The 16,730-nt window shown below is 67.4% G+C and carries 11 protein-coding genes; 9 read left to right on the top strand and 2 right to left on the bottom strand.

The features are described 5' to 3' along the window. Position 1 precedes the first annotated feature (1 nt). Together ACYVGE_RS09840 and ACYVGE_RS09835 are read right to left on the bottom strand one after the other, a co-directional pair. Positions 2-886: an MBL fold metallo-hydrolase gene (locus tag ACYVGE_RS09840; protein WP_460729416.1), complete on the bottom strand. Its 885-nt coding sequence runs from the start codon at positions 884-886 to the stop codon at positions 2-4. After that, the gene (locus ACYVGE_RS09835) at positions 883-1,734 is read right to left on the bottom strand and encodes a S1/P1 nuclease (protein WP_460729414.1); all 852 of its coding nucleotides are present in this window, start codon (positions 1,732-1,734) and stop codon (positions 883-885) included. The genes ACYVGE_RS09840 and ACYVGE_RS09835 overlap by 4 nt, the downstream gene beginning before the upstream one ends. A gap of 245 nt (positions 1,735-1,979) precedes the next feature. On the opposite strand from ACYVGE_RS09835, the gene gap reads away from it, so the two are divergent. The 9 genes from gap to ACYVGE_RS09790 all read left to right on the top strand — a co-directional run bounded on the left by gap (position 1,980) and on the right by ACYVGE_RS09790 (position 16,643). Continuing rightward, the gene (gene gap / locus ACYVGE_RS09830) at positions 1,980-2,984 is read left to right on the top strand and encodes a type I glyceraldehyde-3-phosphate dehydrogenase (protein ID WP_310054096.1); all 1,005 of its coding nucleotides are present in this window, start codon (positions 1,980-1,982) and stop codon (positions 2,982-2,984) included. 627 nt (positions 2,985-3,611) lie between these two features. Further along, positions 3,612-6,356: a DUF2339 domain-containing protein gene (locus ACYVGE_RS09825; RefSeq protein WP_460729411.1), complete on the top strand. Its 2,745-nt coding sequence runs from the start codon at positions 3,612-3,614 to the stop codon at positions 6,354-6,356. Then, positions 6,353-7,783 (top strand): DUF3999 domain-containing protein, encoded by a 1,431-nt coding sequence (locus ACYVGE_RS09820; protein WP_460729409.1) that lies wholly within the window; start codon positions 6,353-6,355, stop codon positions 7,781-7,783. Before ACYVGE_RS09825 ends, ACYVGE_RS09820 begins: the two co-directional genes overlap by 4 nt. Positions 7,784-7,914: 131 nt before the next feature. Continuing rightward, positions 7,915-9,087, top strand: a complete 1,173-nt coding sequence (locus ACYVGE_RS09815; protein WP_460729407.1) for a phosphoglycerate kinase — start codon at positions 7,915-7,917, stop codon at positions 9,085-9,087. 76 nt (positions 9,088-9,163) lie between these two features. Then, entirely contained in the window at positions 9,164-11,197 is a 2,034-nt protein-coding gene (locus ACYVGE_RS09810; RefSeq protein ID WP_460729405.1) for a DUF3857 domain-containing transglutaminase family protein, read from the top strand. After that, positions 11,194-13,464 (top strand): tetratricopeptide repeat protein, encoded by a 2,271-nt coding sequence (locus ACYVGE_RS09805; RefSeq protein WP_460729403.1) that lies wholly within the window; start codon positions 11,194-11,196, stop codon positions 13,462-13,464. Before ACYVGE_RS09810 ends, ACYVGE_RS09805 begins: the two co-directional genes overlap by 4 nt. Positions 13,465-13,495: 31 nt before the next feature. Further along, positions 13,496-14,134 carry an HAD hydrolase-like protein gene (locus ACYVGE_RS09800; protein WP_460729401.1) on the top strand — a complete coding sequence of 213 codons (639 nt, stop codon included), beginning with the start codon at positions 13,496-13,498 and terminating at the stop codon, positions 14,132-14,134. 93 nt (positions 14,135-14,227) lie between these two features. Beyond that, entirely contained in the window at positions 14,228-15,694 is a 1,467-nt protein-coding gene (gene pyk, locus ACYVGE_RS09795; RefSeq protein WP_460729399.1) for a pyruvate kinase, read from the top strand. Between the two features lie 220 nt (positions 15,695-15,914). Then, positions 15,915-16,643, top strand: coding sequence for a hypothetical protein (locus tag ACYVGE_RS09790; RefSeq protein ID WP_460729397.1), 729 nt, complete (start codon positions 15,915-15,917; stop codon positions 16,641-16,643). Positions 16,644-16,730 lie beyond the last annotated feature (87 nt).

Below are 16,730 nucleotides of genomic sequence, written 5' to 3'. Positions count from 1 at the left end.
ATCAGAACTGGTCCAGTGGCATCCGCAGGTAACGGATGCCGTTGACCGAAGGGCTCGGCAGCACGCCTGCGCGCAGGTTGACCTGCAATGCCGGGATGATCAGTGCGGGCGTGGCAAGCGTGGCATCGCGCGCTTCGCGCAGCGCGACGAATTCGGCCTCGCTGACGCCTTCGCGCACGTGGGTGTTGCTGCGCTTCTGCTCGCCGATCGTGGTTTCGCAGGCGACGGGACGTCCACCCGGGCCGTAGTCGTGGCAGACGAAGATGCGCGTCGAATCCGGCAACTGGTACAGGCGTTCGATCGAGCGGTACAGCATCGCGGCGTCGCCGCCGGGGAAATCGCAGCGCGCGGTGCCGGCATCGGGCATGAACAGCGAGTCGCCGGTGAACAAGGCATCGCCGATCAGGTAGGCCAGGCTGTCGCGGGTGTGGCCGGGTACCGGGATCGCGCTGGCGCGCACCGCACCCAAGGTGAATTCGTCGTCGTCACTGAACAGGCAGTCGAAATGTCCGGCCGCCGTTTCCGGGTTCAACTCGAACAGGGGGGCGAACGTGCGTTGCACCTCGCGGATGCCCTGGCCGATGGCGACCATCGCGTCGGGCAATTGCGCGGCGAGCCATTGCGCCGCGGTGAGGTGGTCGGCGTGGGCATGGGTCTCCAGCAGCCAGCGCACCTGGAACCCGTGCTCGTTGACGCAATCGAGCAGCTTCTGCGCCGAGACGTGCGTGATATGCGCGGACTTGGCATCGAAATCCAGCACCGGATCGATGATCGCCGCCTGCCGGCTGGCGGGATCCGCGACGACGTAGCTCCACGTGCCGGTGTCGGCATGGTGGAACGGGAATACCTGTACAGCCGCCTGCACTGTCGTCGCGGTCGTGTTCATTGCTGCGGAGCCAGGGATTCGTTGAGCAGCGTCGCCAGGCGCCAGGCGGCGATGCGGATGCGCTGTTCGGCCAGCGCGCGGTGCTTTTCGGAATAGCTGCGATCGAGCTTGTGCACTTCCTGGCCATTCTGCACCGGATAGAGCTGGCGCAATTCGGTGAGGCGGCAGGATTCCCCGGCCCACGCGGCCGGCGTCAGTGCGTTCCGGTCCATGGTCGGCGGCCACGGCTCGTGGTCGAGGCGGTCGGCGTATTGCGCGAGGTCGAGACCGCGTTCGGCGAGCACGTAGTAATCCCACACCGAATGCAGGTTGGTGCCCATGACCCCGCCGACGTAGCGGTCGCGGGCATAGGCCTCGGGCTCGAGGTCGGTGCGCAGGCTGATCTGGTACTTGTTGCCGCCCTGGTCATTGCGCGCATTCGCGTGCAGCGGCTGGTGCACGTCGCCGACCAGGTGGACGACGAACTTGAGCGCATCGCGGCGCGCTGCAAGGGGTTGGCTGCGGTCGGCGAGGATCGCGCGCTGCGCATCGATCGCGGCGATCACGCATTGACCGTCCTTGCAGTCGCGCTCGGGCGCATAGCGGCAGCTGTCGCTCGACAGGTTGACGTAGTGCCAGCGCGAGGTCTGCTTGAAGCGTTCCGGGTCGCTGTCGCGCAGGGTGTCCGCCCAGGTGGCGACACCGGCGAGGGTGGGGTCCGGTTCGCCGGCCAGCAGCCGGGCGACCTCGGCCCGGGCCGCGGGGGTGAGATGGCGCTGCGCCAGTTCGCCCACGAGCTTGTGGCCCAGCGCGCTCCACGCGATGACCGGACCGGCCACCAGCAGGCCCAGCAGGGCAATCGCGGCCACGGCACGGGGCCAGCGGCGGGGGCGGAAATGGGAGGGGCGGAGGGCGCCAGGCAGGCGCGTCGGGGGGTTCGGGCTCATGGCCGCCACTCTACCGGAGCCGCATGGCGGCCCCGGTTGCCGTTCCGGCCGCGTTGGCCCGCTCCTGAGTGGGCCCAGCCCGGAGGCCGGGAGGCGCCTGCTAAAATGACGGGCTATCTATCCCGCCCGCGCCCCCGCAGGCCCGCTCTCCCAGGAGGTCTTCCGCAATGACGATCAAGGTTGGCATCAATGGCTTCGGCCGCATCGGACGCAACGTCCTGCGTTCCGCCGTGCAGAACTTCGGCAACGACATCGAGATCGTCGCCATCAACGATCTGCTGGAACCGGACTACCTGGCCTACATGCTGAGCTACGACTCCGTGCACGGCCGCTTCAAGGGCGACGTCAAGGTCGAAGGCAACACCCTCATCGTCAACGGCAAGAAGATCCGCCTGACCCAGGAACGCGATCCGGCCAACCTCAAGTGGGACGAGGTCGGCGCCGACGTCGTCATCGAGTCCACCGGGCTGTTCCTCGACAAGGCCACCGCGCAGAAGCACCTCGATGCCGGCGCGAAGAAGGTCGTGCTGTCGGCGCCGTCGAAGGACGACACGCCGATGTTCGTCTACGGCGTGAACCACGCCAAGTACAACGGCGAGGCGATCATCTCCAACGCTTCGTGCACCACCAACTGCCTGGCGCCGATCGCCAAGGTCATCAACGACAAGTGGGGCATCAAGCGCGGCTTGATGACCACCGTGCACGCGGCCACCGCGACGCAGAAGACCGTCGACGGCCCGAGCAACAAGGACTGGCGCGGCGGCCGCGGCATCCTCGAGAACATCATTCCGTCGAGCACCGGCGCGGCCAAGGCCGTCGGCGTGGTGATCCCGGAACTCAACAAGAAGCTCACCGGCATGGCGTTCCGCGTGCCGACCTCGGACGTGTCGGTGGTCGACCTCACCGTCGAACTGGAAAAGCCGGCCACCTATGCCGAGATCTGCGCGGAAATGAAGGCGCAGTCGGAAGGCGCGCTGAAGGGCGTCCTCGGCTATACCGAAGACAAGGTCGTCGCCACCGACTTCCGCGGCGACGTGCGCACTTCCATCTTCGATGCCGAAGCCGGCATCGCCCTCGATGGCACCTTCGTCAAGCTGGTCAGCTGGTACGACAACGAGTGGGGCTACTCGAACAAGTGCCTCGAAATGGTCAAGGTCGTCGCCGGCAAGTAAGCGACGGTTGTTGGACGTTCCACACGCGATAGATGCGCGTCTGCGGGACCAAGTTCACAAAAAGCCCCGCCTCGCGCGGGGTTTTTTGTTTTTCACTTTTGCTCGTCATCCCGGCGAACGCCGGGATCCAGTTTTTGATAGCGACGGTTGTTGCCAGTTCACAAAAAGCCCCGCCTCGCGCGGGGTTTTTTGTTTTTGCTTTTGCTCGTCATCCCGGCGAACGCCGGGATCCAGTTTTTGATTTTGCCGTTCGCATTTAAGGCAATGGCAGCAGCTGGATCCCGGCGTTCGCCGGGATGACGAGCCAAGGCAAAGCAACGACCAAGGCGAAGCAGCCCTCAGCGCCGTGGTGTAACGTTCCCGCCAAAGCACAGGTCTCGGCTATTGCTTGAGCGACTTCTTGAGCTTCTGCAGTTCGATGAAATTCATGACCGAGATCAGGAACGCAGTAGCGGACAGGATGCTCGCAGTCCCCATGGACAGTTACCTCGAAAGAGTGGCGTGTCTCGAGATGTATCCGATTTTCGCAAGGTCACCACCCCCAATTCTTGCGCCCTGTTGTTCGTAAAATACGAACAGAAACCAGGGTGATACAGTCCTGCCACCAAACGGGGGAGCGGGGCGGCGATGGAAGGATGGATCGTGCTGTTGGTGCTTGCGTTGCTGGCGGTGCCGGTGCTGCTGATCGCGGCGCTGGTGATGATCGGCGGACTCAAGCGGCGCGTGAGCCAGCTTGAAGGCGACGTCGCTCAGTTGCGCACGGCGCGCACCCCCGAAGCCACGATCGCCGGGGAGCCGACGCTGGCTGACTGGATGCGCGAGCAGGGCGCCAAGGCGCCAGGCGTGGAGACGCCGACACCGGCGTCGCCCCCGCCGGCACCCATGCCGCCAGCGCCCGAGCCGGCGACAGCGGCGCGATCGACGCCGCCACCGCTTCCGGATACGCCGCCTCCGACGCCAACACGCCCATTGCCGCGCGTGCCGTCACCGCGTCCGCAGCTGCCTTCGCGTCCCGATCCGCTGACCCTGGCGGCACGAGCGATCCGCCACTGGTTCACCGAAGGCAACGTGCCGGTGAAGGTCGGCGTGCTGGTGCTGTTCGCCGGCGTGGCCGCGCTGCTCAAGTACGCCAGCGACCAGGGCTGGATGACGTTCCCGGTCGAGTTGCGCCTGGCCGGTATCGCCGTGGCTGCGCTGGCGGGGCTGGTGTTCGGCTGGCGCCAGCGCGAGGACAAGCGCGGCTTCGCGCTGAGCCTGCAGGGCGGCGCGGTCGGCGTGCTGCTTCTGGTGGTGTTCGCGGCCTTCAAGCTCTATCACCTGATTCCCGCGAGTGGCGCGTTTGCGCTGAGCGTGGCGATCGTCGCCGGCGCCGGTGTGCTCGCGGTGGTGCAGAACGCGCTGGCACTGGCGTTGCTGGCGGTGCTCGCCGGTTTCCTCGCGCCGATCTGGCTGTCCACGGGCGGCGGCAACCACGTTGCCTTGTTCGGTTATTACGCCGTGCTCAACGCAGCGATCTTCGCGATCGCGTGGTGGCGACCGTGGCGTGCGCTCAACGTGCTGGGTTTCGTCTTCACCTTCGGCATCGGGACGATGTGGGGCCTGGGGGATTACGCGCCGGAGAAGTTCGCGACCACCGAACCCTTCCTGCTGCTGTTCTTCGCCTTCTACCTGTTGATCCCGATCCTGTATGCGCGACGCCGCGCGGCGGGCCGGCGCGACCTGGTCGATGGTTGCCTGGTGTTCGGCACGCCCCTGGTCGCGTTCTCGCTGCAGGCAGGCCTGCTGCGTGGCGACGGCTGGCAGGACGTGCGCATGCCGCTGGCGTACTGCGCGCTGGGACTGGGCGCGTTGTATGCCGTGCTGGCGTGGCTGTTGCAGAAGCGCGAGCACTTCGCGGCATTGGCGACGTCGTACGCCGTGCTCGCCGTGGGCTTCGCCACCTTGGCGGTGCCGTTGGCATTGTCGGCGCACGCCACCGCCAGCGTGTTCGCGCTGGAAGGCGCCGCGCTGATCTGGCTGGGGCTGCGCCAGGGCCGGCGCCTGCCGCAACTGTCGGGCCTGCTGTTGCAGTTGCTCGCCGCGGGCAGTTTCGCGATCGGCGTGGGCAACGCCGTGCCGTCGCCGGAAGCGGTGTTGAACGCGCGCTTCATGGGAGCGCTGCTGATTGCGCTGGCCGGTTTCTTCAGCGCGTGGAGCTATCGGCGCAGCGAGTGGATGCCGCGACCCGCGTTGCCTTACTACCTGTGGGGCCTCGCCTGGTGGGGCGGCAACGGGTTCACCGAGATCGGGCGCCATGTCGTCCACGACGTGCAACCGGATGCAGCATTGATGTTCGCGATCGCGAGTGGTTGGATCGCCGCGGAATTCCATCGCCGCGGACCCGCGCGCGCGTTGGCCTGGACCGCGGCCCTGGCGCTGGCCTCGGCCTTCCCGCTGGCCATGGTCCAGGACGCACTCCATGCGCATCCCTTCCGCGACTTCGGTCTCGCGGCGTGGGCGGTGTATGCGGTCGCGGGCTGGCGCAGCCTGTGTTGCCTGCGCGATGCGATCGGCAGCCGTCACGACGAAGCCGGCCACGCTGCCGCTGCGGGCTTCGCCCACTTCGCCTGGCTGTGGTCGTGGCCGCTGGCGATCGGCTTGTCATTGGAGCAGTCCGCCGGCGATGCACGCCTGGGCGAAGGCTGGCACATCGCGGCATTCGGCCTGCCATGGCTGGCGATGACGGCGCTGTTGCAATGGCGCGAAGACGTGGCAGCCGCGCCGTTCGGCGAACGTTTCCAGCGCTGGGGTGCGCTCGTGCAGGCCTCGTTCGTGGCCGCGCTCGTGCTGGCGGCGTCGTTCGCACTGTTCGCCGCAGGCGACAGCCAGCCCCTGCAGTGGATTCCGCTGTTCAATCCGCTCGACCTGGCGCAACTGGCCGTGCTCGGGCTGGCGCTGAAATGGCTGGGTTCGGGCGCCGCGCCCGACGACCTCGAAGCGCGGCGCATTCCGATCATCGCCGCGGCGGCCTTCACCCTGGTCACGGTGATCACGCTGCGCGCGACCCATCATTGGGGCGGCGTGCCGTGGAACGGCAGCATGTTCTCCACGAGCCTGGTGCAAACCAGCCTGACCATCGTGTGGAGCGTACTGGGCGTGCTGGGCTGGATCATCGGGTCGCGCCGCGGCCAGCGCGGCCTGTGGTTGGCCGGTGCGGTGTTGATGGCGGTGGTGCTGGCCAAGCTGGTGCTCGTCGATCGCGGTCATCTCGGTAACCTGCTCGGCATTGCCTCGTTCATGGCCTACGGCCTGCTGTGCACGGCGGTGGGCTATTTCGCACCCGCGCCGCCACGCACGCTGTCGCCCGGTCATCCGGCGGAGGAATTCCAATGAAGCGTTTCGCTTGCCCGTTGCTGCTCATGCTGCTTGTGCCGCTGGCCGTGTGCGCCGCGCCGCGCGAGGAATACGCGCAGCAATGGCCGCTGACGCTGGGGCGCGACGGTGCCGGCGCCTATCGGGTCACGCTCGACGAAAGCGTGTATCGGCAGCTGCGCGATCCCGCGGTGGCCGATGCCGTCGTCCTCGACCGCAATGGCGTCGCCGTGCCGACCGATGTGTTCGCACCCGAAGCGCCGTTGGCGAAATCCGCGCCGCGGGTGGCGTTGCCATGGTTCGCCCTGCCGACCACGCCAGCGGGCAGCGCCGCGCAGGGTTGGGAACTCGTGAGCCAGGCCGATGCCGATGGCCGCCTGCGCCGTGTCGAGGTGCGCACCAGCGATGCCGCCGCCGCGGCCATGCCGCGCAATGCACTGCTGGTGGACCTGAGTCGCGTGCACGAGGCGTTGTCGGCGCTCGAACTGCAATGGCAGCCGCTGGAGTCGCTCGACCTCGGCTACAGCGTCGAAGCCAGCGACGACCTGGAGCACTGGCAGGTGCTGGCCACGCGCGGACGCTTGGTCGACCTGCAACGCGAAGACCGTCGCCTGCTGCATCGGCGCATCGAGCTGTACGGATTGCTGCCGCAGTACCAGAAGGCGCGTTACCTGCGCCTTACCCCGGATCGCAACGACCAGCCCATCGCCATCACCGGCGTCTTCGCCGAACTGGCGACACGCACGGCCACGGCGCCGGAGTGGATCGAGCTCACGGGACGCAGCGTCGAGATCCGTGGCAGCAGCACGAACACTGCCTTCGAGTTCGACATCGATGGGCGCTTCCCCGTGCAGCAGGCGAATGTCGTGCTGCCCGGCAACCATGCCGTCGAGTGGACGCTGGAGAGCCGCGACAGCGACGACGCCGACTGGCGTCACCGCGCCGGGCCATGGGTCGCGTTCCAGGTCGGATCCGGCGGGGCGAGCGATGCCCAATCGCCCGCGCGCGAATTGAGCGGCATCGTGCGTGATCGTCATTGGCGATTGCGCGCCAGTGCACCGGTGACCGGCGAACCCCTCCTGCGGCTGGGCTACCGGCCCGAAGTCGCGGTCTTCGTTGCGCAGGGCGACGCACCCTATGCACTCGCTGCCGGCAGCACGCACGCGCGCCGCGCCGAATCGCCGCTGCCCCAGCTGGTGGCGGAAATGCGCCGGCAACGGGGCGAGGAATGGCAACCGGCGCCGGCGTATCTCGGCACGGCGCAGGTCCTTGCCGGTGATGCCGCGGTGAGCGCGGTCCGTGACTGGAAGTCGTGGCTGCTGTGGGGCGTGCTGGGCCTGGGCGCGCTGGTGATCGCCGGCTTCGCGATCACGCTGTTGCGGACATCCAGGCCGCCGGAGTCGCCACGCGAGGCGCCCGCCCCTGCCGGGGATGCCGAGTCCGGCTGAGTCTTTCCGATGCCGCAGATGCGGCCGGCCAGCGCGATTCCATCGGATCGGCACCGGCCGCGGTTTGAAACCGCGGCCGCGCGGACCGACAATGTGCGCCCTTTTTTGCTGCTGCTCCGGCCAGGAATCCCATGTCCATCGTCCGCATGACCGACCTCGACCTCGCCGGCAAGCGCGTGCTGATCCGCCAGGATCTGAACGTGCCCGTCGCTGCGGGCAAGGTCACCTCCGACCAGCGCCTGACCGCGTCGATCCCGACCCTGAAGCTCGCGCTGGAAAAGGGCGCGGCGGTGATGGTGATGTCGCACCTTGGCCGGCCGAAGGAAGGTGTGTGGACCCAGGAGGATTCGCTGGCGCCGGTCGCCGCGCGCCTGGGCGAATTGCTGGGCCGCGACGTGCCGCTGGTGAAGGACTGGGTCGACGGTGTCGACGTGGCGCCGGGCCAGCTGGTGCTGCTCGAGAACTGCCGCATGAATCCCGGTGAGGGCAAGGACGACGAGGCCCTGTCGAAGAAGTACGCCGCGTTGTGCGACGTGTTCGTCATGGACGCCTTCGGCACCGCGCACCGCGCGCAGGCCTCGACCCACGGTGTCATCCGGTTCGCGAAGGTGGCCGCCGGCGGCCCGCTGCTGATGGCCGAACTCGATGCGCTGGCCAAGGCGCTCGAACATCCGGCGCGCCCGCTGCTCGCGATCGTCGCGGGCTCCAAGGTCAGCACCAAGCTCGAACTGTTGTCGTCGCTGGTCGGCAAGGTCGACCAGCTGATCGTCGGCGGCGGCATCGCCAACACCTTCATCGCAGCGATGGGCCATGGCGTGGGCAAGTCGCTGGTCGAGATGGACCTGCTCGATACCGCGAAGAAGATCATGGCCGACGCCAAGTCGCGCGGCGCCGACATCCCGGTGCCCAGCGACGTGGTGGTCGCGCCCGCGTTCGCCGCGGATGCGCCGGCGACGATCAAGGCCGTCGACGCGGTCGGCGCCGAGGACATGATCCTCGACATCGGCCCCGACACCGCAGCGCGCTACGCGCAGATGATCAAGGACGCCGGCACGGTGGTGTGGAACGGTCCGGTCGGCGTGTTCGAGTTCGACGCGTTCGGCAAGGGCACCGAAACCCTGGCACGCGCGATCGCCGCGTCGAAGGCGTTCTCGATCGCCGGCGGCGGCGACACCCTGGCCGCGGTCGACAAGTACGGAATCGAAGACGATGTCTCCTACATCTCCACCGGTGGCGGCGCGTTCCTGGAATTCCTGGAAGGCAAGGAACTGCCGGCGGTCGCCGCACTCAAGGCGCGTGCGTGAGTTCCACCGCCGCGACTTCCGGATTTCCGCATCGGCGGTAGAGTAGTCCCCACACGAAGGAAGGGGACGATCGTCGATGCGGATGCTCTGGGGGATGCTCGCGCTGCTGGCCGCGAGCGTGGCGTGTGCCAAGGAAGTCGAGTACAAGCGCGGCGAATTCAGCTTTTCGGTGGTGTCCGAACCTGCCTTCGCTGCGCCGCAGGACGTGCCGGCGCAGTGGGATCCGAAGGCGCCGGGCAATGCCGGCGCACCCTGGCGCGTGTGGTTGTTCGAGGAGCAGGTCGATAGGCGCGCTGGTAGCAACCACGCGTACTTCGACTACGTGTACGAGGTGAAGGACGCCTCGCTGCTCGGCAGTGCGGGGCGCTACCAGATCGTCTTCAACCCTGCGTACCAGCGGCTGCTGATCCATCGGGTCGAGCTCCGTCGTGGCGGCAAGTGGCAGGACCGCCTGGCGCCCGATCGCATTTCGCTGGCGCGCCGCGAGCAGGACTTCGAGAAGGACATGGCGGACGGCAACGTCACCGCCCTGATCGTGCTCGACGACGTGCGCGTCGACGACGTGATCCGTTTGCGGTATTCGATCGTCGGCAGCAACCCGATCCTGGCGGGAAAGGTGCTGGACGGCAACCGCTTCGGCTGGAACAGCCCGATCCTGCGGAACCGCCTGCGCGTGCTGTATCCGCCTGGCCAGGCGACCACGGTCCATCGTGAGAACGACGCGCCGGCACCGGTCATCCGCAACACGGACGTGGCGACCGAGGTGGTGTTCGAGGCCCAGCGCATTCGCGCCTACGTCGATGAAGGGACTTACCCGGTGTGGTACCAGCCGTATCCGCAGGTGCTGGTCTCCGAGGCGCGCAGCTGGGCCGATGTCGTGGCCTGGGCCGTGCCGCTGTATCCCAAGGCCGACACGCTACCGGCCGATCTCGAATCACTGCTGGCGCAATGGTCGAAGCTCGGCGATCCCTACGCGAAGATCGATGCGGCCCTGCGTGCGGTCCAGGAACAGGTCCGCTATTTCGGCGTGGAGATGGGCGAGAACACCCATCGCCCAACGCCGCCGGGCGAAACCTGGACGCGCCGCTACGGCGACTGCAAGGACAAGACCTATCTGCTGACCACGCTGCTGGGACGGATGGGCATCAGCGCCGTGCCGGCGCTCCTTTCCACTTCGCGGGGCCGCGCCATCGCGGATTCGCCGCCGGCTACCTCGGTGTTCGACCATGTCGTCGTACGCGCGCAGGTCGACGGCCACACGCTGTGGCTGGACCCGACGGTGACCGGTGAAGGCGGCGATCCGCGCCAGAGCGACCTGAGTTTCTACGGTGTCGCCCTCCCCGTCGCACCGGGTGTCGGCGCGCTGGAGACCATTGTGCCGCCGGGCGGCATCAAGCCCTCGACGCGAATCAGCGAGCGTTACGAGCCGGCGAGTGATGGCCAGCAGGTCAAGCTCATCGTCGAGACCACCTGGCAGGGAAGATCCGCCGACTACGCGCGACGCTCCCTTGCCGGCGCGCGCATCGACCAGGTCTCGCGTCATTACGCCGAGTACTACCGCAAGCGATTCGGCGACCTGGACGTCGTCGGCGTCCCTTCCATCCTTGACGACCGCCAATCCAACACGCTCAAGCTCGCCGAACATTACCTGCTGAAGGCTCCGTTCGACGCCAACGGTGGCGTCCGCACGCTGGAGGTGTATGGCGAGGCGCTGTCCAGCGTGGCGCAGCTTCCCGATTCCATCGAACGCACCGGGCCGTTGAACGTCGGCTTGCCGACGCATTACCGGCATGAGGTGGAGGTCAGCCTGCCCGAACGATGGGCTGTCAGCCTGGGCGACGAATCCGTGCACTACAAAGGCGACGCTTTCACCTACGAGCGCGAGGTGAAGGTGCAGGACCGCAGCGTCCGCATCGTCTACGACCTGGACGTGCTGGCCCGGGACGTGGCCTCGGACAAGGTCGCCGCGCACCTGGGCGAACTGCGCAAGGTCCGCGACAGCCTGTCCGCCCGTTTGCCGCTGCAGCTGCCCGCGGGACAAGCCAACAAGGAACGCGACACGCGTTTGAAAGCGCTGTTGAAGAGCGCAATGGAGGAGGGAACCCAATGAGAATGCACGACTATTGCGCGCCGCTGATGCTGGGAATTGCGGGAATGCTCGCGCCTGGTGTTTCCTTCGCCGCTGACGCGGCCAAGCCCGACGTGGCCGGCATGTGGCGCGCGTTCCTGGCCACGGGCGAGTATGCCAAGGCCATCGCGGCCTTCGACGTCCTGCCGAACCTGGGTTACACGGGAGAAACGGTCGATCCGGTCCGCTGCACCTCGGAGGCGGCCGCGCTCGACGCCGCGCTCGAGGCGGCGCCGGTCAGTATCGCCCTGCGCCGTGCCGCTTACCTCTGCGCGGCCGCCGGCACGGATTCCGCGGCTGCCGAACGCGCCCTGGAAATGCTGGCCGCCCTCTCACGCCATGCGCTCAAGCAGGCCGGCGATCCGCGCCTGTCGCCGCCCATCCCGATCGTCGCGCCGGTCGACGGCTATGCATTGCTGATGAGCAGCGGATGGGAGCCGCGCTACGAGTACTACGCGCAGTTTCGTCCGGAGCGGCATTTCCCGCTGGTGATCGTCGGATGGGATGAAGAAGCCAAAGTCGAGCGGCATCTGGCGTTCGACTACGTCAATCCGCTGCTGGCGACCACGCGCGACATGGATTTCCACGGCATGCCCGTCATGCGCACGTGGCTGGCGAACGCGTTCGTCCAGGGCAGGTCGCTGGCCTCGGTGGACCTGTCCGCAGTTCGGGCCGCCGGCGAAGCGGCGAGCCTGGATGACAAGGTCGCGAAGCTGCGTGCGGCGGCTGCGAACGGCGGCATCCTGTCGGCCGGCCTGTGGCTGATGGTGTGCGGCGAGCAGGGCAGTTCGAAGCGTTGCGGCGAAGGGCTGGTCGATGCCCTGCTTCCGCAGGCGGAAAAAAAGCAGGCATTGCCGATGGCGTTGCTCGCAGTCGCCCAATTCGAGGGCATTGGCACCAAGGCCGACCCGAAGGCCGCATGGCGCCTGCTCGATGCGGCAGAACGCCGCTGGCCCCTCGGCGGCGCGCTCATCCATTTCGCCGACCTGTGGGAATCATTGCACGGCGACGCAGCGTTGCCGAAGGCGCTGGTTGAGCGGATCGAACGGGCGCCGGAGAATCGCGCGCTGCGGATGTGGATGATCCAGCGCAGCATCCGTGCTGACAAACCACACCTGGAGGCGGGCGACGTGGCCTTCCTGCAGGAAGCAGCACAGAACGAACTCGGCCTGGGCTACGGAGCGCTCGCCGACTACTACGAAAAGCTTGGCCAGGAGCGCGAGTACCTGGACTGGACGGTCAAGGCCGCCAAAGCGGGAAGTGCGCGACATCAGGCGCTGTATGCGTCCGCGCTGCTGTTCGGCGACCACGACAAGTTCGTGCCGGTCGATCGGGCCAATGGCCAGAAGCTGGCTACGGAAGCCGCACAAGGCGGCGACGCGTGGGCAGCGCGGTGGCTGTCGCATGAAAGCTTCCTGGCCGGCGACCGAAAGGCCGCCGAAGGCTGGCTGCTGGGCCCCGCCGCCGCTGGAGACCTCGATGCCGCCATGCGGCTGGCGGAGCTGTATGCCGAAGAATGGCCCGAGTTGTCAGGAGACGCGACGCGCGCCATCGAGATTTACCGCATGATCTCCGACATCGGCGACAAGGGCGCGACCGCGCGGCGTGAGCTCGCGGAACTGGCCTTGAAGGGAATCGGCATGCCCAGGGACACGGCGCAGGCCATGGCCTGGTTGAAGCCGGATGCCGAGCGAGGCGATACCGCATCCCAGATCGCGCTGGGTGCCCACTACCTGGAGGGCGATTTCGGCGCGCGCGACGAGGCCGAAGGTGCGCGCTGGCTCGATCGCGCGATCAAGGCGGGCGACCGTGACGCAATGGCCGACTATGGCTCGTGGTTGTTCTACAAGAAGAACACGCCGCAGTCCCGCGCCCAGGGCATGGACATGCTTGCCCGCGCCGACGCCGAGGGCAACAAGGGGGGGACCAACAACTATGCGTGGATGCTCTGCACCTCGCCGCTCAAGGAGGTCTACGATCCCAAGCGCGGCTTGGAGGTGAGCAAGCGCCTCGGCGAAGACATGGAGGAAATGCCTGCCGGCTGGGTCGATACGGTTGCAGCCTGTTACGCTGCCAATGGCGATTTCGTGCGCGCGGTCGAGCTGCAGACCCGCGCGGTCAAGGAAATGAACGCTTACGAATCCCCGCGCGTGGCGAAGGAACGCAATGGCAAGGAGTCCGGCCGCGCGCGCCGCCTTGGCTTGTACAAGGCCGGCAAGCGTTACGAGGAACTGGAGCAGGACGAGTAAGGCGCAGACGACGATACGGGCAGTACACGAAATGGCCACACTGTTCTTCGACATGGACGGCACGCTGATCAATTCGGAGGTCGGCATCACCCGCTGCGTGGCGCATGCGCTCACGCAGATGGGGCTGGAAGTGCCGCCGGAGTCCGAGCTGCGGCGCTGGATCGGCCCGTCGCTGCGCACCAGCTTCGCGCCGTTGCTGCGCGACGACGGGAAGGTGGAGCAGGCGGTGCTGCATTACCGCGACCGCTTCGAGACGCACGGCTGGACCGAGCATGAGGTCTACGACGGCATCGCCGACACGATAGAAATGCTGCATGCCGCCGGCCACCGTCTCGCGGTGGTCACGGCGAAGAACGAGCCGCACGCGCGCAAGATCGCCGCGCACCTGCCGTTCGGCCACCGCTTCGTCGACGTCATCGGCGCGACGATCGACGGCAGCCGCAGCGACAAGCCGGAGCTGATCGCCGAAGCGCTGCATCGCCTCGAGGCCTCGCCGGACGAGTGCTGGATGATCGGCGACCGCCGCATGGATATCGAAGGCGCGCTGCACCATGGCATGCGCAACGTCGGCGTGCTGTGGGGATTCGGCGGCGTGGACGAGCTGCGCGGCGCCGGTGCGCAGCGGCTGGTGTCGCGTCCGGACGAGCTGCCGGGGCTGCTTGCGGCCTGACTTCGTATTCAGCGGGCGGCACCCCGTCGCCTGCAATCGTGGCTGTGCTAGGTTTCGGCGATCCACGTACTCCGTGCCCGGAACCCGCGCCGCATGTCCAACACTCGCCGCCGCACCAAGATCCTCGCCACCCTCGGTCCCGCCACCGATGCACCGGGCGTGCTCGACGCCATCCTCGGCGCCGGCGTCGACGTGGTGCGGCTCAACTTCTCCCACGGCGATCCTTCCGCACAGATCGCCCGCGCCAATGCCGTGCGCGAAGCGGCGCATCGCGCCGGCCGCGAAGTCGGCATCCTCGCCGACCTGCCCGGCCCCAAGATCCGCATCGAACGCTTCGCCGAAGGCCGCGTGATGCTGAAGGCCGGCGACCGCTTCGACCTCGTCGCGTCGACCACCGCACCGCCCGGCACCACCAGCGAAATCGGCGTGAGCTACCTCGGCTTGCCCGGCGACGTGGTTCCCGGCGACGTGCTGCTGCTCGACGACGGCCTGCTGCAACTGCGCGTGGAGCGGATCGAGGGCGAGCGCATCGTCAACACCGTGCTCAACGATGGCGCCCTGTCGGATCGCAAGGGCCTGAACAAGCAGGGCGGTGGCCTGTCGCTGGGCGCGCTGACCGAGCGCGACCGCGAGTTGATCAAGGTGGCCGCCGAACTCCGCGCGGACTTCATCGCGGTGTCGTTCTGCCGCAACGCCGAGGACATGGAAGAGGCGCGCCGCATCGCCCGCGCCGCCGGCAGCGATGCCGCGCTGGTGTCGAAGATCGAGCGCGCCGAGGCGATCGAGAACCTCCACGAGATCATCCTGGCCAGCGACGTGGTGATGGTCGCGCGCGGCGACCTGGGCGTGGAGATCGGCGACGCCGAACTGCCCGGGCTGCAGAAGAAGATCATCCGCGAATCGCTGGAGCGCGGCCGCGTGGTGATCACCGCGACGCAGATGCTGCAGTCGATGGTCGACAGCCCGATCCCGACCCGCGCGGAAGTGCTCGACGTCGCCAACGCCGTCATCGATGGCACCGACACGGTGATGCTGTCGCAGGAATCCGCCGCGGGCCGTTATCCGGTCAAGGCGGTCGAAGCGATGGCGCGCATCTGCCTCGGCGCCGAACGCCAGTTCGAATTCGACACCGACTTCGAGGAGGCACCGCGCAACCTCGAGCGCGCCGACCAGGCGATCGCGATGGCGGCGATGTTCCTGTCGGAGCACATCGGCGTGCGCGCGATCCTCGCCGCCACCGAATCCGGCGGCACCGCGCGCTTCCTGTCGCGCTTTCGTTCATCGGTGCCGATCTATGGCCTGTCGCGCCACGACGGCGCACGCCGGCGCATGGCGATGATGCGCGACGTGTTCCCGGTCGATTTCGACAGTCGCGGCCTGGCCTCGCGCGATGCCGCCCGGCTGTCGATCAAGCAGCTGTTCGACGCCGGTTTCCTCGCCGAGGGCGAGCGCGTGATCTTCACCAGCGGCGATCACATGGAACACCACGGCGCGACCAACACCCTGCGTTTGCTGCAGGTGGGCGAGGGCGGGAAAGCCGAGGGGCTTGGCGAGTTGTAAGGGTCGACATGCTTAAGGCGTTTTCGACCCACACCCGAACGGGTGATGCGTTTGCAGACTGATCGTACTCATCAAGCCGTGCGCTCTGTAACACAGGCTTCATGACGAATTTACTTTTCCCTGAACACCGCTGGCATCTGCTGGCGGTTCCGTAGAAGTTGGCCGAACGCGGACCTGCAGCGCGTTGGCGATAGCACACCCACGGAACAAGGGGAGTGCCATGTTCGCCACGCTTGTCGAAGGATTGATCGCGGCGCCGCGCATGCGCAGCACCCTGGCCTTGGCCGCGAGGGTTGCGGTTTCCTTGTTCGTGGCTTGCCTTTGCGCATGCACCAGTGTCGGCGTGCGTACACAGAACGAGTACGCCCACGACTACGGCCAGACCGCGCAACTACGCGTTTGTTTCCTGCGCGCGGGCGGCGTCAGTCCGCAGCGCGTCGACCAGCTCGTTGCCGCGGTGAACGAGGAGTTCAAGACTTACGGCATCGAGATCGTGGTGCCATGGGTGCGTTCGTGGGAACGTCCGGGGTTCGGCCATGACAGCCTGCTGGACGATGTGGTCGCGCGCGAGCTCGAGCCGCCATGCGACCGCCTGGTCGCACTTGTCGACCGCAATGCCGGCGACGCGCTGTGGGGGCTGCTGATGCCGGAGGTGCTCGGCGCCGTCGACGATTCCACCCATACCCGCGGCTTCATCGTGGCGAACCGTGCCTCGGTGAACCAGTTGTTCATGCCGCCCTCGAAAGTGAGCGTGCACGAGTTCTACCACCTGCTCGGATGCCCGCATTCGCGCACTCTGACGAACTGCTATGCGCAGATCGAACGGATCAAGCGCCAGATCAATACGCGGCATCCCGAGTTCTTCCCGGGCATCGATGGCAACGGGACCCTGCTGGTGACCCGCGACGAAGCCAACGACGTGCTGCGCCAGACGCTGGCGTTGAAATAGGGTCCCGGGCCGGGAACGGGCGTCGGACGGGCTGGAGTCCCCCTGGTCCATACGGGGCCGTGCCGGCCAATGGGGCGCGCGGGCTAT

This window comes from Lysobacter rhizosphaerae (assembly GCF_054779795.1).
The sequence above is the reverse complement of the archived record's forward strand: the minus strand, read 5'-3'. Positions and strand labels throughout refer to the sequence as shown.